Consider the following 17,909-nt stretch of genomic DNA (forward strand, 5'->3'; position numbering starts at 1 on the left):
ACAGGCCTGGTAAAACAACTACTGTTTAGGCCGAATAAGGCTCTTGCCATTTGCTACTTGCGCTCTTTATTACCAGAATTGAGAGTATTTAAAATGCTGTGCGCAGTTCCTCCAACACATTGTATTCCTCATCAACTAAATACAGGGCTTTCCATTTATCAAAGGTCAGGCAGGGGTGGGATGTGCCAAAAACAATAATGTCACCAACCTGGATGTTGCAGCCTGGCGCCAGAGATAGCATACAGTGTTGATCCATTATTCCTGTACTGGTGATTGCACCGGATTGAAATGGCAGCGCTTTGCCATTGCGATACAGGGCTACCGGTTGGGGTAATCCTGCATCAAAAGCTGCATCACGTTTGCCAAAATTGACCACGGCAAGTGAAGGTTCCGGTACCGACTGCACCATAGCCATCAGTTCCAGGGCGGGGGCTAAATCGCCGCCCAGATGGCTGGCAATGCTGTCGCGTGCCATTAATTCCTTTTGCGCCTGCTGATAAATACCATTGTCATGCGTAATGTAACAACCCGGACGAATAACTATCCGGCAATGAGAGGGGGTCTTTGCTGCCAGCCAGATGTTACATACCACGTCATACCAGACGGTACCTGCGCCAGTGAGAACAAACTCGCCGTCGACATATTTTTCCATCTGACACGCCAGCAGCGCGGCGTCGCAAAGCAGCGTTTCAATTTGCGGCTGGGGATCGTGGCCGTGCAGCACGCCTTCATATAGTTCCAGTCCACGCAGGCGCAAACCTGACATCTGTGAAATTTCGGCGGTAAGCGCGAGCGCTTCTGCGGTCGTGCGGCATCCGCTGCGCCCGCCAGAAACGCCCAACTCGACCAACACATCCAGCGTTTGCTGACGCTCGTTAAAGAATCTGGCCAGCGTTCTGGCATTGTCCAGGCTGTCAACCAGACAGAGATATTCAGCGTCCGGATATGTGTTTTTTAACTGTGAGACCAACAGCATGTTGGCTTTGCCCACCAGTTGGTTGGCCATCAGCACCCGCTGGATACCACATGCCATGGCTGCCTGCGCCTGCCAGGCGCTCCCTACGCCAATTGCCCATGCGCCCGCTTGCTGCTGCTGACGGAATATCCATGGAGTCATGGATGTTTTCCCGTGGGGAGCCAACGATACGCCTCGGGTATCTGCGTAACGCTGCATCCACAAAATATTGTTCTCCAGCGCCTGGGCCTTTATCACCGCGGCGGGCAAACAAACATCCTCATTCAGCACGCAGGCCCGGGCGGAAGAGGGGGTCAGCATAATGGCTGATTTATGTGCGGCAACTGTCATTCTGCGCTCCTTACGGGCGTTGCGTTCGAACGTGGCGTATGGCTGGTATTTTCACGTTCATCAGTGATCATTTTTAGCACCTCTTCACGGGAGAGCTTATTCTGCGGCGTCAGCAACGTTACCACCACGGCGGCAACCAGGCTGACAGACAGCGCAGGAATCACCGGATTACCTAATGCTTTTGACCATACCGGTGAAAGGATCACCGCCAGCGAGGTCAGGCTTCCTCCCAGCAACGCGGCGATGCAGCCCTGCCAGTTAAAACGCAGCCAGAATTTGCCCAGTAATACGGTGACGCACATACCGGACATGATCATCGAGATCATTTTGGTGATGTAGCCAATGATATCGTTCGAGGTCAGGGCAAAAACCAGTGCCAGCGCGATGACGCACAGCAGGAAAATACGTGACAGGTTAATTGCTTTTTCCGGCGGCGGCATTTTGCCTGTCACCATGGTGTATATATCACGCAGAATAATGGAAACCCCGGCGATGGCATCCGAGCTGCCGGATGACAGGTTAGCGGACATCCCTGCTATTAACACCACCATGGCCAGAACATACGGGAGCGAGTTTGTCGCGTAGAGGAATGCAAAACTCGGATTTTCAAGACCAGGATCCATCACATGGGTAGCCATACCGATAATCGCGGGAAGGAAAGAGAATCCCATGTAAAGCAGACCCGTTATCACAAACGATTGACGAATCGCGCGGGTCGAGGCCGCAGAGTATATGCGCTGGCGGTATGATGGCGTTGCCAGCACGCCAATGCCAATAACGATCGACAGCGAAATGGCGGGGAGAAGTCCCAGTTTGCCGATCCCAAACAGCGTGAATGCCTGTGGATCGGTCTTTGCGACCACGACATCCCAACCGCCGACGTAGCTGACGGACATTGCTGCTAACATGATAAACCCAAGGAACAGAACAATGGATTGCAGCGTGTCGATCCACGAGACGGCTTTGTATCCGCCAATTCCGACGTAGAAAATAAAACCCACGGCGATAATAATTTTTGCTGTGGTGATATCGATGTTCGCTGCCCATGCTAAATACAGGCCGCCGCCGAGGATATGCGCGCCCAACCAGCCAATCGATGCGAGAAAAATCAACAGTGCCACCAGATTTTTGACGATTCGGCTACCACCTGTGTAATAGCAGATCTCCTCGCTCATGGTCATGAAGCGCATTTTGCGAACGGGCGCAAATAGCCAGGCTGTCAGCAGGATCCCCGTCGCGCCGCCAATACCGTACAACATTCCCGCCCAGCCGTTACTGTAGCCAAAGCTGACAGCGCCGATGCTGGAACCTGTGCCAACCATTGTACCGACGGTCGAACCCAGGGTTAACAGCATGGGTAACTTTCGCCCGCCGAGAATAAAATCCTCCCCGGTTTTTTGATGGCGAGTCACGTACCAGCCAACAAACATCATGGCGAAGGCGTAGATCAAAAACCACATCAGGAAATTTTCGTGTAGCATAATAGATCCTTGTTACTGAAGAGTGATCGTCAACAGTCAGCTTTTGAATTTTGAGTTGAAGCAGGTGATGTCTACTTCGACCATACAGTCGACGACCAGGTCGGCAACGCAGCACACGCGAGCCGGTGGATGTTCGGCAAAGAAGCTTTTAAAGACCTTGTTGAACGACTGGAAGTAACGGGCATCGGTAAGAAACACCTTCATATGCACAATATCTTCTTTGCCGAACCCGGCTTCAGTCATGATGTCGAGGCAGTTCTGAATGGCCTGCGTTGACTGCGCAACGATGCCACCATCGATGATTTCACCATCGACCATTGGCGTCTGGCCTGAGACATACAACCAGCCGTCGGCAGCAACCGCTCTGGAAAAGGGTAATGCTTGTCCGCCAGTCCCTTCAGAGCCTTCAGTTCCGTATCGTTTAATCATTTTTATCTCCCGTTATTGTTCTTTTCTGCTTAAGAATTTGCCTGCGCGCAGGCCTGTCATTTGCTTATGGCTCCAGGTAAGGACGCCGTTAACGAACACGTGTTCAATCCCGTCGGCTGTCTGCTTAGGGTTCTGGAAGGTGCCGGTTTCGTTGATTTTCTGCGGATCAAAAATGACAAGGTCAGCGAAATTACCTTCCCGGACCAGTCCACGTCCCGTCAGGCCAAAACGCCAGGCGGACATGCCTGTCATCTTGTGAATGGCCGTGGTGAGTGGAAAGAGCTTCTCGTCGCGACTGTAGTGGCCGAGAACGCGTGGAAAGGTTCCCCATAAACGTGGATGTGGGTTGGGGTCGCACGGCAGACCGTCTGAGCCCACCATTGATGAGGGGTGTTGTAAAACCCGGCGAACATCGTCCTCGTGCATCTGAAAATAGATTGCGCCAGCAGGCTGCAACCGGGCTGCTGCGTGGTGAATATCTGTCTCCCACTGTTGCGCTATCTGTTGCAGTGTTTTACCGGACATCTCCGGATACGGTGTGGACCACGTGATCAGGATGTCGTAGTCCTCAGTGACTTGTTTCAGGTCGAGGTTGGAAGAGCCAGCTCGGTAAGGATAGACATCGCAGTTGATCTCCTGGCGTTGCTGATATTTCTCGATCAACGCAAGCGTTTCAGTGGTTCGTCCCCAGTTATTGGCACCTGCGCATTTATGATGGGAGATCTGAACGGGAACCTGGCCATGACGACCGACCTGGAATGCTTCCAGCATGGCATCGATAATACCGTCGTATTCTGTGCGCATATGGGTGGTATAAAGGCCCTGATGTTCAGCGAGTAGTTCGGCGAGCGCGCAGATCTCTTCTGTAGAAGCATTAACGGCATTGCCATACGAAAGACCTGTACTCAAACCCAAGGCACCCTGCTGCAGGGCCTGATTAAGCGTCTCGCGCATACTGTTGATATTGTTTTCGTTGGCGGGTTCAAGCAGTGATTCCACGCAGTTATTGCGCAGCGTGGTATGACCAATCAGCGTGGCAACATTCACTGAAGGAGTTACAGCATTGATGCGCTCACGATAACGGGCAACGTCCGGGTAGTGAAACTCGTCCAGTTCACCCAGCAAATTGATTGGGTCTGGCACCTCATCTTTTAGGGTTGCGCAGGCGGCGCTGATACCGCAATTTCCGACAATAATGCTGGTGACGCCCTGGGACGTCTTCTCGATATAGTCTGGTTTTCTGATGACAACCAGATCGTCATGGGTATGGACATCAATGAACCCTGGGGACAGCACTAACCCGCGACAATCAATAATATTTTCTGCAGCGGTGGTGATGGATGGCGCGATAAGGACAATCCGATCCCCTTCAACCGCGACATCAGCCTGGTATTCCGTATTTCCTGAACCATCAACGACGGTGGCGTTTTTGAACAACCAGTTAATCTTCATATGTGCTCCATAGTTCGGGAGGATTGGGTAATAAAATGCTGATAGGCGGCGATAAAAGACTGCGCCTGTTGCTGGGTGCGAGTGGGGGATTGTCCGGCACGATAGAGATCGCTGCCGAGCCCGGCTCCAGCACAGCCTGCGTCAAGATAGAGTTGAATGTTGTCTGGCGTGATCCCGCCAACCGCATACAGCGCGGTATGTGAGGGCAGGACAGATTTCAGTGCCCGTACATAATCCGGTCCAAACTGGCTGGTGGGGAAAAGCTTGATTTGCTGAGCGCCGGCATCAATGGCACTGAATGCTTCCGTTGGCGTCGCGCAGCCCGGCAGAACCTGCATCCGATGTTCCAGTGCCCGGCGAATCACATCGGGTCTGGTATTCGGGGTGACAATCAGCTGGCAACCTAATTGCGCCAGGCGGTCCACATTTTCTACGTTGAGGACAGTACCCGCCCCGATTGTGGCCTGCTCGCTATATGTATGAACGGCCTGCGCGATGCTGACTTCCCATTGTGGAGAATTCAGCGGAATTTCAATCGCGCGGAAACCAGCCGCAATCAGTAAAGGAATATGGATATCAATTTCTTCAGGCCGTATGCCGCGCAAAATAGCGACAAGGGGGGCGATGTTATGGTTATTCATGTTGGAATTCCCTGATGTAGGACACTGGAAAATGGCGGCTGGCTAACGGTGTGGCGGCAGAGAATTGTTTCCATAAGGGCGAGGGCGCCAACGCCAGATAGAGGGCGCTGAGGATCGTCGTCTGCCTGTACAATGCTGCCGGTAAAAAAAGAATCGGTAGAAATCAGCGATGCCAGCGCTTCTTTAAGCACCTGTTTACCGCTGATGATGATGTTTGTTTCAGGTGAGAGATTCAGGGCCATACTCTGCTTTATCGCCTGCAGGTCAGAGTAAAGTGTTGCCCCCAATAAATAACTGGCTCTCTGGTTATGCGTGGACTGAGTAAACAGATCGAGCAGTCGCACGGTGAAGCAACTGCGCGCCAGCCCTACCCGGCGGCAGGATGCAGCCCCTTTTAGCAGGTAGTCGTTGTCCAGTTTGGTGACAAACTGGCCGTCGAGTGAATTCGCCAAAATGGTCTGATGAGTGAGGACATCCAAAAGCTCTCCTGCCATTGTGGTAACGCAACTGACGATCTGCTTTTTTTCATCCGTCAGAATAAACTTGGAGTGGGAACCGGGAAGCACGATCAGTGCCGGCCCTTTGACGTTGTGTTGCATCAGCAGACCAAATGTTTCAACTTCTTCGCCACGCATAACGTCCATGGCATCAATGTTTTCGACATCTACCGTAGCCACCGCATTTTTAACGCCAGGAATAAACCAGATGGGGTGTGCTGAAACTTCTGGGATTGTATGCGCAACGGTTCCCTCAACCAGGTCGTTGAATGAGACCGGTACGCTGAGGTGCGGGACGCAATAGAGTCCAACGTCTGACGTGATCATCCCTGACGCCACAATTTCATAAGGTTCGCTGATACCTGCCAAAGCGCAATCCAGGGCTTTTTTTACACCGTTAATCAGCTTGTTTTGATTTCCGGTTATCGCCGTATCACGCACTCCGACGGACTCACTGGTATCTGAAATTACCCGGCTATCCTTCCAGACACGGACTCGTGTGTTGGTCGTACCGGCGTCGATAGTGACAATAAGCATGCCGTTTCCCCTGCGTGAATTTTGTTTGGAATGACGTTCCGTTTATTTGAGGTTATTGATCAATTAACGGAATGTCATTCCGTATTTTTTGATTTGGTGATAGGATTCACAGAATACGAGGACGGTTAACTGCGTCGTAGATCGCAAATTACATGGTTATAAAAGAGGTAACTGTCTAAAAATGAATGTGTTTTGCGGGTTATGGCATTACAGTTACAATAACGGAACTTTTTTATTGGGGATGAATGAATGTCAAACGGTGAAAATGCAAATTCCTCCGGTGTTGACAAGGTTCTGACGATCCTGGAAGAGATTAGCGAGCATTCCGACGGTATATCTCTGGCGGAGTTAGTCAAACGAACCGGGATCGCAAAGACCACAGTATTTCGTACGCTGGAGACGCTCAAGGAACGACAGTACGTTATGCAGGATAACGGAACTGAGCGTTATCATTTGGATCTGAAAAGTCTTGAGTTGGGAATCAAAGGATTGATGAACGTGAATCTGGTAGAGGTATCTATTCCTTACCTGAAAACGCTCTCAGCAAAAACCGCAGAAACCTGTTTTCTGGGGGTCTATAACAGCGGTCATGTTGTGTATTTGTATAAGAGTGAGGGAACGCTTTCTATACAGACTAATGCCCGTCTTGGTGCCAGATTGCCTGCATACTGTACAGGGATTGGCAAAGCGTTATTGGCTTTTCAGCCGTTGGAAGAGATTGATCGGGTGCTGAGTGAGCCGCTTATCCCATTTACTGAGAAGACGGTTGTTGATCGTGTTTCGTTGTATGAAACTCTGGCCGATATTCGGTTGAAGGGGTTCTCGCTGGATAATGAGGAAAATGAAGAAGGGTTAACGTGTGTCGCCCGGCCTGTGTTTAATTATACCGGTACCGTCATTGGCGCACTCAGCGTGGCAGGCCCCACGCACCGAATGCAGCGTAAAATTGATGATGTTAATGATGAACTGGAGCTGGTCTGTTCACTCATTTCTCGACGGTTGGGTTTTATTAACCGCTAACACTACACGCTTTTATGTAAAAGCCTGCTGATATGTAACATACAAGCCGGATAAGGCGCTAATGCCGCATCCGGCAAATGAAATACGCGAAAAAAAAGCCCGTACTTGCGTACGAGCTCTTCTTTAAATATGGCGGTGAGGCGGGGATTCGAACCCCGGATACGTTGCCGTATACACACTTTCCAGGCGTGCTCCTTCAGCCACTCGGACACCTCACCATATTGTTGTTCCTGTGCTACCGGAACGGGCGCTAATTTAGGGAAATACCGCTCCGGCGTCAATCAACTTTTTGAAAAAAACGTGCATTTACACAAACTTCAATCAATATGCAGCTTAAATAAGCGGGAATTGTTTTTTTTGCCAGCATCCTAAAATTTGTTACTCTGATGTTCCCTCGGAAAATGATGATAATAAGTGCGAGAAAGTTCCGCATAACAATGTTCAGGAGACTCTATGGATATAATTTTCTATCACCCAACATTCGATACGAGCTGGTGGCTTAATGCGCTGACAAAGGCCATACCTGGCGCGAACGTCCGTGAGTGGAAAACGGGTGATAATGCGCATGCTGACTACGCGCTGGTCTGGCATCCTCCGGTTGAAATGCTCGCCGGAAGAAAATTAAAAGCCGTATTCGCGCTGGGGGCGGGTGTTGATTCTATTCTTAGTAAACTGAACGCTCATCCGGAAATGTTGGATGCTTCGATCCCACTTTTCCGTCTGGAAGATACGGGTATGGGCCTGCAAATGCAGGAATATGCGGTCAGTCAGGTACTGCACTGGTTTCGCCGCTTTGATGATTATCAGGCATTAAAAAACCAGGCGAAATGGCAGCCGTTGCCAGAATATTCCCGCAATGAGTTTAGCGTCGGGATCATGGGGGCAGGGGTATTGGGCGCAAAAGTTGCAGAAAGTCTGCAAGCATGGGGGTTCCCGCTACGCTGCTGGAGCCGCACGCGTAAATCCTGGTCTGGTGTGGAAAGCTTTGCCGGTACCGAGGAACTGGGCGCGTTTTTGAGCCAAACTCGGGTGCTTATCAACCTCCTTCCCAATACAGCAGAAACCGTAGGCATTATTAACGCGAGTTTACTCAACCAATTGCAGGACGGAGCCTATGTGCTGAACCTGGCGCGTGGTGTTCATCTCAATGAAGACGATCTTCTGGCATCACTGGACAGCGGCAAAGTGAAAGGCGCTATGCTGGATGTCTACAGCCGCGAACCGCTGCCGGAAACCAGCCCGCTATGGAAACATCCGCGTGTGGCAATGACGCCGCATATTGCCGCGGTAACGCGCCCGGCAGAGGCGGTGGACTATATCTCCCGTACGATTATGGGCCTGGAAAGTGGCAAATCCGTCACCGGTCAGGTCGATCGCGTGCGGGGATACTGATGGTAACCCGGCAAGTGCCGGGTTTCAGCTAAACTACCCGTCATACTTCAAGCTGCATGTGCGTTGGCTACGTTTGTTCCCCGCATCACCTACTGCAGTAAGTGATGTGGGTGTCACTCCCTTGCCGCCTGCCTGCAACTCGCATTATTTAGGGTATTAATGCCGGCGATACCTGCTATCCTTGACGGAAAATGACTACAGGAGAGAGTTATGTATCCCGTTGACCTGCATATGCATACCGTCGCCAGCACCCACGCCTACAGCACCTTAAGCGATTACATCGCTGAAGCCCGTCGCAAAGGCATCAAGCTGTTTGCCATTACCGATCATGGACCGGACATGGCGGATGCGCCTCATCACTGGCACTTTATTAATATGCGCATTTGGCCTCGTATTGTGGACGGCGTAGGGATCCTGCGCGGCATTGAGGCGAATATTAAGAATATTGAAGGCGAAATTGACTGCTCAGGTCCTATGTTTACCTCCCTGGATCTGATCATTGCGGGCTTCCATGAGCCGGTTTTTGCACCTCACGATAAAGACACTAATACCCAGGCGATGATCGCCACGATGGCCAGTGGTCATGTGCACATCATCAGCCATCCGGGAAATCCAAAGTATCCCGTTGATATCACGGCGATTGCGCAGGCGGCGGCAAAATATCAGGTCGCGTTGGAAATCAATAACTCCTCGTTTTTGCATTCACGTAAGGGCAGTGAAGACAATTGCCGCGCGGTCGCTGCGGCTGTGCGTGATGCCGGGGGCTGGGTGGCGTTAGGATCGGATTCACATACCGCTTTCACATTGGGAGAATTTGGCGAATGCCGTAAAATTCTCGATGATGTGAATTTCCCGGAAGACAGAATTTTAAACGTCACACCCAAACGCCTGCTGGCGTTTCTGGAATCGCGAGGCATGGAGCCGATCGCGGAATTTGCTGAACTGTAATTGTTACTAACTGGAATAAATGAATGAACGAGTTTTCTATCCTGTGTCGTGTACTGGGCTCGCTGTTTTACCGCCAGCCTCAGGATCCTTTACTGGTTCCCCTGTTTACCCTGATTAGCGAAGGTAAACTCTCCGCCAACTGGCCGCTGGAACAAGACGAATTACTTACTCGCCTGCAGAAAAACTGCGATATGCCTCAGTTGGCTGCGGATTACAACGCGCTTTTTGTCGGCGACGAGTGTGCGGTGCCGCCTTATCGTAGCGCCTGGGTAGAAGGGGCGAAAGAATCCGATGTTCGTGCATTTCTTTCTGCCCGCGGCATGCCGCTGGCAGATACGCCTGCAGATCATATTGGTACGCTGTTGCTGGCGGCTTCATGGCTTGAAGACCAGTCTGCGGAAGATGAAAGTGAAGCACTAGAAACCTTGTTTGTGGAGTACCTGTTGCCCTGGTGTGGTTCATTCCTTGGCAAAGTTGAAGCGCACGCAAACACGCCATTCTGGCGTACCATGGCACCGTTAACGCGTGATGCTATTGGCGCGATGTGGGACGAATTGCAGGAAGATACGGAAGAATAAATGTGATGTAAGTCACTTTAAACTGCAACGCAATTCATCACTTGCATAAATTGTGTGCACGATCTCATTCCTATGCCGTTTTTCTGCTAAGATACGCGGCATGAACATACTTCTCTCAATTGCAATCACAACGGGCATTCTCTCTGGGATCTGGGGATGGGTGGCCGTTTCTCTTGGCTTACTCAGTTGGGCTGGCTTTCTGGGCTGCACGGCCTATTTCGCCTGTCCGCAGGGTGGGCTGAAAGGGCTGTGGATCTCGGCGTGTACGCTGCTAAGCGGTGTGGTGTGGGCGTTGGTGATTATTAACGGTAGCGCGCTTGCCCCACATATGGACGTTATTGGTTATGTCATAACGGGAATCGTCGCGTTTCTGATGTGTATCCAGGCAAAGCAATGGTTGCTTTCATTTGTGCCAGGCACGTTTATTGGCGCATGTGCAACGTTTGCAGGGCAGGGGGACTGGCAGTTGGTCGTGCCGTCTCTGGCGCTAGGTCTGATATTCGGCTATGCGATGAAAAACAGCGGGCTGTGGCTGGCGTCTCGCCGTGAAAATCGACTATCGTCTACGCTGACCAGTAAATAAAAAAGCGTGAGGGGTTCCTCACGCTTTTTATGCCAGAGAGAGCTCTCAGGATTCCGGAGGTACCGACATATGGCGGTATTTAACCAGAATGTCATTATCAACCTGTTTCTTGTCCTGCAAATCCCACAATCCGCGATCAATCCCATCATTAATCAGGAAGATAACACCGGTTTCGATTGCTGACATCAGACACAGCATGACCGGTTCGTTAGAGGTGTAACCAATTTCACCTTCCAACAGTCGCTGGTAGTCAATGAAACGGAATACCCCAGCCTGTACTTCATAAGATAAAATAGTTTTGCTGGTATTCACCGATGAGAGAATTTCGCCGGTGCTGACGTTAACCACGCGTAGGTTCACCGCTATCTGGTCGAGCTGGTATTGCGTATCGGCGCCAATACCGAAATAGCGCGCACCAACACCTCCCGATTTAACGTTGCTTTCATAACCAATAATTGACCCTTCCACCATGACGTTTGCTGCGGTCAAAGATTGCAAAGGGATGCGGTTATTAATGGCAACAGTGCCGTTTTCCTGAGCCGCACGAATGATTTTTCGTTCGTTAAGCAGGTTCTGTAACCCCTGACGTTCCAGTGGGACGAACCAACGAGAATCCTTCAACGCGGTGACTAGCATAGCCGTAGCGCTTTGCGGGACGGCGGTTGAGAAGTTACTCGCCGGGTAAGGTTTAAACTGACCCGTTTCATCCTGGATATTGTAAACCGACACAAAGATCTTACCTGTAGGCATGGGCAGATGCGTCAAGTCTTTATAGCTTTGGGCTCGGGGCATTAATGTCGGCTTAGCGGCTTCTTGCGGCGGGGCTGTTAGACATCCGCTGAGTAAAATTACTGCCACCATGATAAGTAAGCGCTGCATGATTTTTTCCTTTCGTGGCTATAATTTAGAAATCGGTCGACTGATTTTGTAAACCTGACACTTCGATAGTCGACGTTCTCCCCGTTTTCCTGTCCGTGACATTAAGTTGCAGTTGCCCATCCCGGTTGGCGATATCAACGATAAAATCGCTGGTGACCATCCTCCCAGGCTTACCGGTATTAATATTGGTAAGTAAGCCGCCAAGTATTTGCGACTGTATCGCCTGGGTAAAGTTATCCAGCGCAGATGGCGTTTCAATCCCGAAATCATCGCCACTCGGATCTTTATACGAGTTTTGTGCCTGGGCGCTGTTGAGTAAAAAAGAACCGTTGTTTGGGTTGCCACCAAAGTTAGGGTTGCGGAACTGGAACGTCATATTTCCGGCCCAACTTAATGGTGAAATCAGCATGAGCAAAACCACTGCATGTTTGACACGCATGAAAGCCTCCGGACAAAATCATGTTTTAGAATTCATCGCGCGCTAAATCGCTCGTGCTTAATAGTGTTTGATCTATTTGCCGACGATTTAATGCTTCCTCAGTTTCTGCCAATGCAAAGACCACAATTTTGTCGAAGTCTCTTTTCGTCGGGAATAAAAAAGTCTGGAAGATAACGTCCTGATTGACCGTTATGGTGATCCAACTTCCCCAACGTGCACTGGGTCTTTCATTAATGGTTAAGTTTCCTGTGTACTCGCTTTCCCACTTGTCACTAAAGGCCCGGTAGAAATCATGGCCAATGGAAGAGACCGTGTGGTCAGTTAACAGTCCGGGAACCTCCACCTCTACAGCCGCGTGTAGATTCCCGGCAGCAAAGAGCAAATTTGCTGCCACAATCCAGGTCAAATAGCGTTTCATGGCTTTATCGCCTGAGGTTATCATTGGCCCACGAGACCGCCTGCGTACGATTTTTGACAGCTATCTTTTTGAAAAGATTATAAAGATGTGTTTTCACCGTATTTTCACTAATAAATAGTGAACGTGCGATTTCAATATTTGAGGCACCGATACGCAGTTTATTAAGGATCTCTTTTTCACGGTGAGTAAGTAATGCCGACTCCGTGCTGTTATAGCGGTAGTTCCCGGAATGCGTGATTAGGTAGCTGGCTAGCTTTTGCGAGAAGTAGCATTCGCCACGCAACACCCCCTGCAATCCGCTGACTACACGCTGTTCATCTTCAGTTGCGTAGAATACGCCATTGATGTGCGGCCAGTTTTCAATATCCCGGTAAGGATAATCATCTGGGGTATTCAACAATAAAGTCTTTATATTGTTGTTTTTTCTGCTCAAATTATCTTGCCAGTAATGGATCAGTTTTTTATCTGCCTCCATCATATCCAGTAAAACAATGCAGCTGGAGGAAATATCATCCAGAGAACGTTGAATATTATGTAGTTTTCCGGTTAACGCCAGCGACTGCTTTAAATGCTGTAATAACGCAGTTGCCTGCAGGGATGGTTTAGTGATCAACAATAATGTATGACCATGAATACTATGGACTTCATTAAACATGATGAAACTCCACTTTTTAGTCGCACACCTGACAGCTGTCTCTACTAAAATAGAGGCACCAGAAGTACTGACAGATGTTGCACTGCTGTGTAGAAATAAAATATCGACCCAATGGGGTGAAAATATTAAAACAAATGGACTTCAACTGATTTCAATCTAGCTATTACAAATCTTAAAGCAAGTGTTAAACATGTAACTGGATGTAAATTTATATATTAAATTGTGATTTTTGGGTTTTTGTGTAGTTTAGATTTGATAGTAAAGTTGTACATTTTAGCGTTATTGCATAGATTTAAAAAATCATACAAATTATAATATGTTGTTGATTTTTAATGGTTAAAACTATAATTAGATGGTTTTAGATTTCTAATGAATTCTGATCTTTTTGTCTCACTTTAAGTTGAACAATTTTAGATAGAAAAAAATGATGCTTGTCACGACTTGTACCGAGCACTATCCCGGAACCATCTGCAAGGCCCAGAAAACGCGGGAGAGGCGTTTTTTTGTTACTGCATAGAAATTCAATCTTCAGGTTACAGAAGAAATAAAAAACAGCGAAGTAATGGTGTTCTCTGCTGTTAATTAGTACTTTGGTGTGAATCTGGATATAAAAATACAACTGGCGGGTGAGTTATTTAAAATGTTTCAACGGACATACTCTTCATCGTAACGTGGCGTTAACAAATGTAAGTCACGTTAACAACAATTTGAGTGGTAAATAATTTAACCTTATGTACGACCAGGTCCAGGGTGACAACATGAAAAACAAGTTGTTATTTATGATGTTTACAATGCTGGGTGTGCCTGGGATTGCATCCGCAACAAGTTATGACTTGGCTAATTCAGAATATAACTTTGCGGTAAATGAATTAAGTAAGTCTTCATTTAATCAGGCAGCCATTATTGGTCAGGTTGGCACTGCGAACAGTGCAAATATTCGCCAGGGGGGCTCGAAGTTATTGTCGGTTATTTCGCAAGAAGGTTCTGGTAACCGAGCGAAAACAGACCAGACGGGATCATATAACTTTGCATATATTGATCAAACGGGTAGTTCCAATGATGCGAGTATTAAACAAGGGTCATACGGTAATACGGCGGTGATTATCCAGAAAGGCTCTGGTAATAAAGCCAATATTACTCAGTACGGTACACAAAAAACAGCAGTTGTGGTGCAGAGACAGTCGCAAATGGCAATTCGCGTTACTCAACGCTAATCCATTAACGACGTTTAAATCAATCCGATGGGGGTTTACCATGAAACTTTTAAAAGTGGCAGCATTCGCAGCAATCGTAGTTTCTGGCAGTGCTCTGGCTGGTGTTGTTCCGCAATGGGGCGGCAATCATCATGGTGGCGGTAGTAACTATGGCCCGGACTCTTCAATGAGTATCTACCAATATGGGACTGGCAACGTAGCGAATGCTCTGCAAAGTGATGCTCGTAAATCAGATGTCACCATCACACAAAACGGGCGTGGCAACGGGGCTGTAGTGGGTCAGGGCGCTGATGACAGTACCATTAACCTGAAACAGACTGGCTTCCAGAACAGCGCTACTATCGATCAGTGGAATGCTAAAAATGCTGATATTAGTGTAACCCAGTTCGGTGGCCGTAACGGTGCGCTGGTTAATCAGACTGCATCTGACTCCAACGTCCTGATCCGCCAGGTTGGATTTGGCAACAACGCCACAGCTAACCAACACTAATTCAGTTTTATGACTGATAATAAACAGGGCGTGAGCCCTGTTTTTTTTTCGGGAGAATAAGATGCATACGTTATTACTCATTGCCGCGCTGGCAAATCAAATAACATTTAATACAACTCAGCAAGGTGATATGTACACCATTATTCCTCAGGTGACGTTAACTCAACCTTGCGTATGTGAGGTACAAGTCCTTGCCATACGCAAAGGGCAGGGGGGGCAAAGCCAATCGCAGCAGAAAACAAGCCTTTCGGTCCCTGCTAATCGGCCGATTGAATTAACCAAACTGAGCTTTAATATTTCACCTGAGGATTCGGTCAAAATTATCGTTACCGTTTCAGATGGGCAGTCTCTGCATCTATCACAACAATGGCCTGACTCAAACAGTCATCCATAATTTTTTGCTTTATTTGCATTAAGGGTGTGGCTGGGAATGCGGTGCTGTTCTATGAATATAGAAACGTGTGAACGTTTGTATTTGATCGTTAATCGCAGCGGTGAAGGATCATTTCGATCCCTCAAGGATGGCTAATCATTGAGGAACCCTTATGTGTACATTATTAAAGCGTATTTTAAGTGCCAGTTTGTGTACTTTTTCTCTTTTGACTCTCCCCACAATGGCGCAGCAAATCACAACCGGCGGGGTTATTCATTTTCGCGGTGCAATCGTTGAATCGCCTTGCGACGTGAACACCCAGCAGCAGCAAATTGAATTATCATGTATGCGTGACGGCACTACCCGGAATAGCCTCTACAATCAACAACAGCTCGCGACAACCTCTCAGAACGTGCAACAAATTGCCACAGTCAAAATGCACTACCTCAATGAACAAAAAAACATGGCAATTCTTAATATTGAATATAAATGAGTCGCTGTGGCGTAGATATGCACACTTGCGGTTAAAAAGTGAGATTTCAAGGAAAACCCTGCTGTACACTTAACGAATAGTGTTTTGTCAGGGGGTACTTATGCAATCGCGTGTTCATGTGTTACATGGCGATATTACGACGGTCGCTGTTGATGTGATTGTCAACGCGGCCAATTCATCACTACTGGGCGGCGGTGGCGTTGATGGCGCGATCCATCGCGCTGCCGGACCCGCATTATTGGCGGCCTGCAAACAGGTAATCCAGCAACAAGGAGAATGTCCGACGGGGCATGCGGTTATCACTCTGGCGGGGGACCTTCCGGCAAAAGCGGTCATCCACACCGTAGGACCTGTCTGGCAAGGTGGAGGTCATCATGAGGCCGAACGACTCGAGGAAGCTTACTTAAACACGCTGCAACTGGCCCTGGCTAATGGGTATCAATCCATTGCTTTTCCGGCGATCAGCACCGGGGCTTATGGCTATCCCCGCGCCGCAGCGGCAGAAATAGCGGTAAAAACGGTGTTGAAATTTATTACCCGCCGCGCACTTCCTGATCAGATATACTTCGTGTGCTTTGATGAAGAAAACGCTCAACTTTATAAGAGGTTGCTAACACAACAAGGCGATGATAACACGGACTGATATGACCCGACTTGAGCGCGCCATCACGCCACTTTGCGAAAACCACCCGGGAGAATGCGGCATTCTTGCGTTGGATGATAGCCTCGATGCGTTTGCAGCTCGCTATCGGTTAACGGAAATGGCGGAACGTACCCTTGATGTGCAGTATTACATCTGGGAAAACGACATGTCCGGGCTATTGCTATTTTCCGTTTTGCTGGCTGCGGCGAAGCGGGGCGTCCGGGTGCGTTTGTTGCTGGATGATAACAACACGCCAGGTCTGGATGACACGCTGCGTCTGCTGGACAATCACCCTAATATTGAAGTTCGCCTGTTTAATCCCTTTTCCTTTCGCATTCTGCGCGCGCTGGGCTATTTAACCGATTTTGCCCGGCTTAATCGGCGCATGCACAATAAAAGTTTTACCGCTGACGGTGTCGTGACTCTCGTTGGTGGGCGTAATATTGGCGATGCCTATTTTGGTGCGGGTGAACAACCGCTGTTTTCCGACCTGGACGTCATGGCTATCGGACCGGTTGTCAAAGATGTTGCGGATGATTTCGAGCGTTATTGGCGCTGCCGCTCGGTTTCAACGTTGCAAAACGTGCTTGAGATGTCTGAGTCAGATTCTGTGAAACGTATCGAGCTACCCGAATCCTGGTATAACGATGATATTACCCGTCGCTATCTGCATAAGCTGGAAACCAGCCAGTTTATGTCCAGTGTCGATCAACGTTCGCTGCCGCTGATTTGGGCTAAAACACGTTTGCTGAGCGATGATCCTGCAAAAGGAGAAGGGAAAGCGCCGCGCCACTCGCTATTACCGCAGCGTTTGTTTGACGTGATGGGCTCGCCAACCGAACGTATTGATATTATTTCTGCCTACTTTGTGCCGACTCGCGCCGGCGTGGCGCAGCTCCTGAGACTGGTAAGAAAAGGCGTCAAGATTGCTATTTTAACCAATTCACTGGCGGCGAATGATGTGGCGATCGTCCATGCTGGCTATGCGCGCTGGCGAAAAAAACTGCTGCGCTACGGTGTAGAATTGTACGAACTTAAACCGACCCGCGATCGCGTTTCGGTCGTTCACGATCGTGGATTAACAGGTAATTCAGGCTCCAGCCTGCATGCGAAAACGTTCAGTATTGACGATCGCAAAGTGTTTATCGGCTCGCTTAATTTTGATCCCCGTTCGACGCTACTCAATACGGAAATGGGATTTGTGATTGAAAGTGAAGTGCTGGCCGGATTGATTCATAAACGGTTTATGCAAAGCCAGCGTGATATGGCCTGGCAGCTGCGCCTTGATCGTTGGGGAAGAATTAATTGGGTTGACCGACTTGCCGGCAGTGAACAGGTATTAAAAAAAGAACCCGCCACAGGATTCTGGAAGCGGGTTCTGGTAAAGCTGGCATCCGTGTTACCCATTGAGTGGCTGCTTTGAGCCACACGATGAATGCGA

21 protein-coding genes and 1 tRNA gene are annotated in these 17,909 nt (G+C 49.1%); 11 read left to right on the plus strand and 11 right to left on the minus strand.

Annotation, left to right across the window (positions count from 1 at the left end; all coding sequences use genetic code 11):
• Nucleotides 1-88 precede the first annotated feature (88 nt).
• Genes LA337_08370 through LA337_08395 form a run of 6 tightly spaced genes read right to left on the minus strand, consistent with a single transcriptional unit; the run spans nucleotide 89 to nucleotide 6,343 of the window.
• The gene (locus LA337_08370) at nucleotides 89-1,306 is read right to left on the minus strand and encodes an amino acid deaminase (protein UBI17691.1); all 1,218 of its coding nucleotides are present in this window, start codon (nucleotides 1,304-1,306) and stop codon (nucleotides 89-91) included.
• Complete coding sequence (locus LA337_08375; protein ID UBI17692.1) at nucleotides 1,303-2,787, minus strand: sodium:solute symporter family protein; 1,485 nt, start codon at nucleotides 2,785-2,787, stop codon at nucleotides 1,303-1,305. The genes LA337_08370 and LA337_08375 overlap by 4 nt, the downstream gene beginning before the upstream one ends.
• 36 nt (nucleotides 2,788-2,823) lie before the next feature.
• The gene (locus tag LA337_08380; GenBank protein ID UBI17693.1) at nucleotides 2,824-3,216 is read right to left on the minus strand and encodes a RidA family protein; all 393 of its coding nucleotides are present in this window, start codon (nucleotides 3,214-3,216) and stop codon (nucleotides 2,824-2,826) included.
• 12 nt (nucleotides 3,217-3,228) lie between these two features.
• Nucleotides 3,229-4,668 (minus strand): D-aminoacylase, encoded by a 1,440-nt coding sequence (locus LA337_08385; GenBank protein ID UBI17694.1) that lies wholly within the window; start codon nucleotides 4,666-4,668, stop codon nucleotides 3,229-3,231.
• A complete protein-coding gene (locus tag LA337_08390; GenBank protein UBI17695.1) occupies nucleotides 4,665-5,309 on the minus strand; it encodes a 2-dehydro-3-deoxy-6-phosphogalactonate aldolase in 645 nt (214 codons plus the stop codon). The genes LA337_08385 and LA337_08390 overlap by 4 nt, the downstream gene beginning before the upstream one ends.
• Complete coding sequence (locus tag LA337_08395; GenBank protein UBI17696.1) at nucleotides 5,306-6,343, minus strand: 2-dehydro-3-deoxygalactonokinase; 1,038 nt, start codon at nucleotides 6,341-6,343, stop codon at nucleotides 5,306-5,308. Before LA337_08395 ends, LA337_08390 begins: the two co-directional genes overlap by 4 nt.
• A gap of 249 nt (nucleotides 6,344-6,592) precedes the next feature.
• Here LA337_08395 and LA337_08400 point away from each other — a divergent pair, with 249 nt between their 5' ends.
• Complete coding sequence (locus tag LA337_08400; GenBank protein ID UBI17697.1) at nucleotides 6,593-7,363, plus strand: IclR family transcriptional regulator; 771 nt, start codon at nucleotides 6,593-6,595, stop codon at nucleotides 7,361-7,363.
• Nucleotides 7,364-7,493: 130 nt separating this feature from the next.
• Here the strand turns inward: LA337_08400 and LA337_08405 are convergent.
• Nucleotides 7,494-7,581, minus strand: a tRNA-Ser gene (locus tag LA337_08405).
• A 235-nt stretch (nucleotides 7,582-7,816) separates the two neighbouring features.
• Here LA337_08405 and ghrA point away from each other — a divergent pair.
• The 4 genes from ghrA to LA337_08425 all read left to right on the plus strand — a co-directional run bounded on the left by ghrA (nucleotide 7,817) and on the right by LA337_08425 (nucleotide 10,864).
• Nucleotides 7,817-8,755: a glyoxylate/hydroxypyruvate reductase GhrA gene (gene ghrA / locus LA337_08410; GenBank protein ID UBI17698.1), complete on the plus strand. Its 939-nt coding sequence runs from the start codon at nucleotides 7,817-7,819 to the stop codon at nucleotides 8,753-8,755.
• A gap of 210 nt (nucleotides 8,756-8,965) precedes the next feature.
• Nucleotides 8,966-9,703 (plus strand): phosphatase, encoded by a 738-nt coding sequence (locus LA337_08415; protein ID UBI17699.1) that lies wholly within the window; start codon nucleotides 8,966-8,968, stop codon nucleotides 9,701-9,703.
• A gap of 23 nt (nucleotides 9,704-9,726) precedes the next feature.
• Complete coding sequence (locus tag LA337_08420) at nucleotides 9,727-10,281, plus strand: molecular chaperone (GenBank protein ID UBI17700.1); 555 nt, start codon at nucleotides 9,727-9,729, stop codon at nucleotides 10,279-10,281.
• Nucleotides 10,282-10,381: 100 nt separating this feature from the next.
• Complete coding sequence (locus LA337_08425; protein ID UBI17701.1) at nucleotides 10,382-10,864, plus strand: DUF1097 domain-containing protein; 483 nt, start codon at nucleotides 10,382-10,384, stop codon at nucleotides 10,862-10,864.
• A 45-nt stretch (nucleotides 10,865-10,909) separates the two neighbouring features.
• Here LA337_08425 and csgG read toward each other — a convergent pair whose 3' ends face one another.
• Genes csgG through csgD form a run of 4 tightly spaced genes read right to left on the minus strand, consistent with a single transcriptional unit; the run spans nucleotide 10,910 to nucleotide 13,255 of the window.
• Complete coding sequence (gene csgG, locus LA337_08430; protein UBI17702.1) at nucleotides 10,910-11,743, minus strand: curli production assembly/transport protein CsgG; 834 nt, start codon at nucleotides 11,741-11,743, stop codon at nucleotides 10,910-10,912.
• Nucleotides 11,744-11,768: 25 nt separating this feature from the next.
• Entirely contained in the window at nucleotides 11,769-12,182 is a 414-nt protein-coding gene (csgF, locus tag LA337_08435) for a curli production assembly/transport protein CsgF (GenBank protein ID UBI17703.1), read from the minus strand.
• A gap of 25 nt (nucleotides 12,183-12,207) precedes the next feature.
• Nucleotides 12,208-12,600, minus strand: a complete 393-nt coding sequence (gene csgE, locus LA337_08440) for a curli production assembly/transport protein CsgE (protein UBI17704.1) — start codon at nucleotides 12,598-12,600, stop codon at nucleotides 12,208-12,210.
• A 4-nt stretch (nucleotides 12,601-12,604) separates the two neighbouring features.
• On the minus strand, nucleotides 12,605-13,255 hold the full coding sequence (csgD, locus tag LA337_08445; GenBank protein UBI17705.1) for a transcriptional regulator CsgD: 651 nt from the start codon (nucleotides 13,253-13,255) through the stop codon (nucleotides 12,605-12,607).
• Between the two features lie 758 nt (nucleotides 13,256-14,013).
• On the opposite strand from csgD, the gene csgB reads away from it, so the two are divergent.
• From csgB to LA337_08475, 6 genes are all read left to right on the plus strand, one after another.
• Nucleotides 14,014-14,469 carry a curlin minor subunit CsgB gene (gene csgB, locus LA337_08450; protein ID UBI17706.1) on the plus strand — a complete coding sequence of 152 codons (456 nt, stop codon included), beginning with the start codon at nucleotides 14,014-14,016 and terminating at the stop codon, nucleotides 14,467-14,469.
• Nucleotides 14,470-14,509: 40 nt separating this feature from the next.
• Nucleotides 14,510-14,959 (plus strand): curlin major subunit CsgA, encoded by a 450-nt coding sequence (csgA, locus tag LA337_08455; GenBank protein ID UBI17707.1) that lies wholly within the window; start codon nucleotides 14,510-14,512, stop codon nucleotides 14,957-14,959.
• A 61-nt stretch (nucleotides 14,960-15,020) separates the two neighbouring features.
• Nucleotides 15,021-15,353, plus strand: coding sequence for a curli assembly protein CsgC (csgC, locus tag LA337_08460; protein UBI17708.1), 333 nt, complete (start codon nucleotides 15,021-15,023; stop codon nucleotides 15,351-15,353).
• 151 nt (nucleotides 15,354-15,504) lie between these two features.
• A complete protein-coding gene (locus tag LA337_08465) occupies nucleotides 15,505-15,825 on the plus strand; it encodes a type 1 fimbrial protein (protein UBI17709.1) in 321 nt (106 codons plus the stop codon).
• A 100-nt stretch (nucleotides 15,826-15,925) separates the two neighbouring features.
• Nucleotides 15,926-16,468 (plus strand): O-acetyl-ADP-ribose deacetylase, encoded by a 543-nt coding sequence (gene ymdB / locus LA337_08470; GenBank protein ID UBI17710.1) that lies wholly within the window; start codon nucleotides 15,926-15,928, stop codon nucleotides 16,466-16,468.
• Between the two features lies 1 nt (nucleotide 16,469).
• Nucleotides 16,470-17,891: a phospholipase D family protein gene (locus LA337_08475; GenBank protein UBI17711.1), complete on the plus strand. Its 1,422-nt coding sequence runs from the start codon at nucleotides 16,470-16,472 to the stop codon at nucleotides 17,889-17,891.
• Nucleotides 17,892-17,909: the final 18 nt, after the last annotated feature.

Source organism: Citrobacter europaeus (assembly GCA_020099315.1).
In the GTDB taxonomy this organism is placed as follows: Bacteria; Pseudomonadota; Gammaproteobacteria; order Enterobacterales; family Enterobacteriaceae; genus Citrobacter; species Citrobacter europaeus.

Coding starts and splice junctions, on each gene's coding strand:
- LA337_08370 (UBI17691.1), bottom strand. CDS start 1,306: ATGACAGTTGCCGCACATAAATCAGCCATTATGCTGACCCCCTCTTCC.
- LA337_08375 (UBI17692.1), bottom strand. CDS start 2,787: ATGCTACACGAAAATTTCCTGATGTGGTTTTTGATCTACGCCTTCGCC.
- LA337_08380 (UBI17693.1), bottom strand. CDS start 3,216: ATGATTAAACGATACGGAACTGAAGGCTCTGAAGGGACTGGCGGACAA.
- LA337_08385 (UBI17694.1), bottom strand. CDS start 4,668: ATGAAGATTAACTGGTTGTTCAAAAACGCCACCGTCGTTGATGGTTCA.
- LA337_08390 (UBI17695.1), bottom strand. CDS start 5,309: ATGAATAACCATAACATCGCCCCCCTTGTCGCTATTTTGCGCGGCATA.
- LA337_08395 (UBI17696.1), bottom strand. CDS start 6,343: ATGCTTATTGTCACTATCGACGCCGGTACGACCAACACACGAGTCCGT.
- LA337_08400 (UBI17697.1), top strand. CDS start 6,593: ATGTCAAACGGTGAAAATGCAAATTCCTCCGGTGTTGACAAGGTTCTG.
- ghrA (UBI17698.1), top strand. CDS start 7,817: ATGGATATAATTTTCTATCACCCAACATTCGATACGAGCTGGTGGCTT.
- LA337_08415 (UBI17699.1), top strand. CDS start 8,966: ATGTATCCCGTTGACCTGCATATGCATACCGTCGCCAGCACCCACGCC.
- LA337_08420 (UBI17700.1), top strand. CDS start 9,727: ATGAACGAGTTTTCTATCCTGTGTCGTGTACTGGGCTCGCTGTTTTAC.
- LA337_08425 (UBI17701.1), top strand. CDS start 10,382: ATGAACATACTTCTCTCAATTGCAATCACAACGGGCATTCTCTCTGGG.
- csgG (UBI17702.1), bottom strand. CDS start 11,743: ATGCAGCGCTTACTTATCATGGTGGCAGTAATTTTACTCAGCGGATGT.
- csgF (UBI17703.1), bottom strand. CDS start 12,182: ATGCGTGTCAAACATGCAGTGGTTTTGCTCATGCTGATTTCACCATTA.
- csgE (UBI17704.1), bottom strand. CDS start 12,600: ATGAAACGCTATTTGACCTGGATTGTGGCAGCAAATTTGCTCTTTGCT.
- csgD (UBI17705.1), bottom strand. CDS start 13,255: ATGTTTAATGAAGTCCATAGTATTCATGGTCATACATTATTGTTGATC.
- csgB (UBI17706.1), top strand. CDS start 14,014: ATGAAAAACAAGTTGTTATTTATGATGTTTACAATGCTGGGTGTGCCT.
- csgA (UBI17707.1), top strand. CDS start 14,510: ATGAAACTTTTAAAAGTGGCAGCATTCGCAGCAATCGTAGTTTCTGGC.
- csgC (UBI17708.1), top strand. CDS start 15,021: ATGCATACGTTATTACTCATTGCCGCGCTGGCAAATCAAATAACATTT.
- LA337_08465 (UBI17709.1), top strand. CDS start 15,505: ATGTGTACATTATTAAAGCGTATTTTAAGTGCCAGTTTGTGTACTTTT.
- ymdB (UBI17710.1), top strand. CDS start 15,926: ATGCAATCGCGTGTTCATGTGTTACATGGCGATATTACGACGGTCGCT.
- LA337_08475 (UBI17711.1), top strand. CDS start 16,470: ATGACCCGACTTGAGCGCGCCATCACGCCACTTTGCGAAAACCACCCG.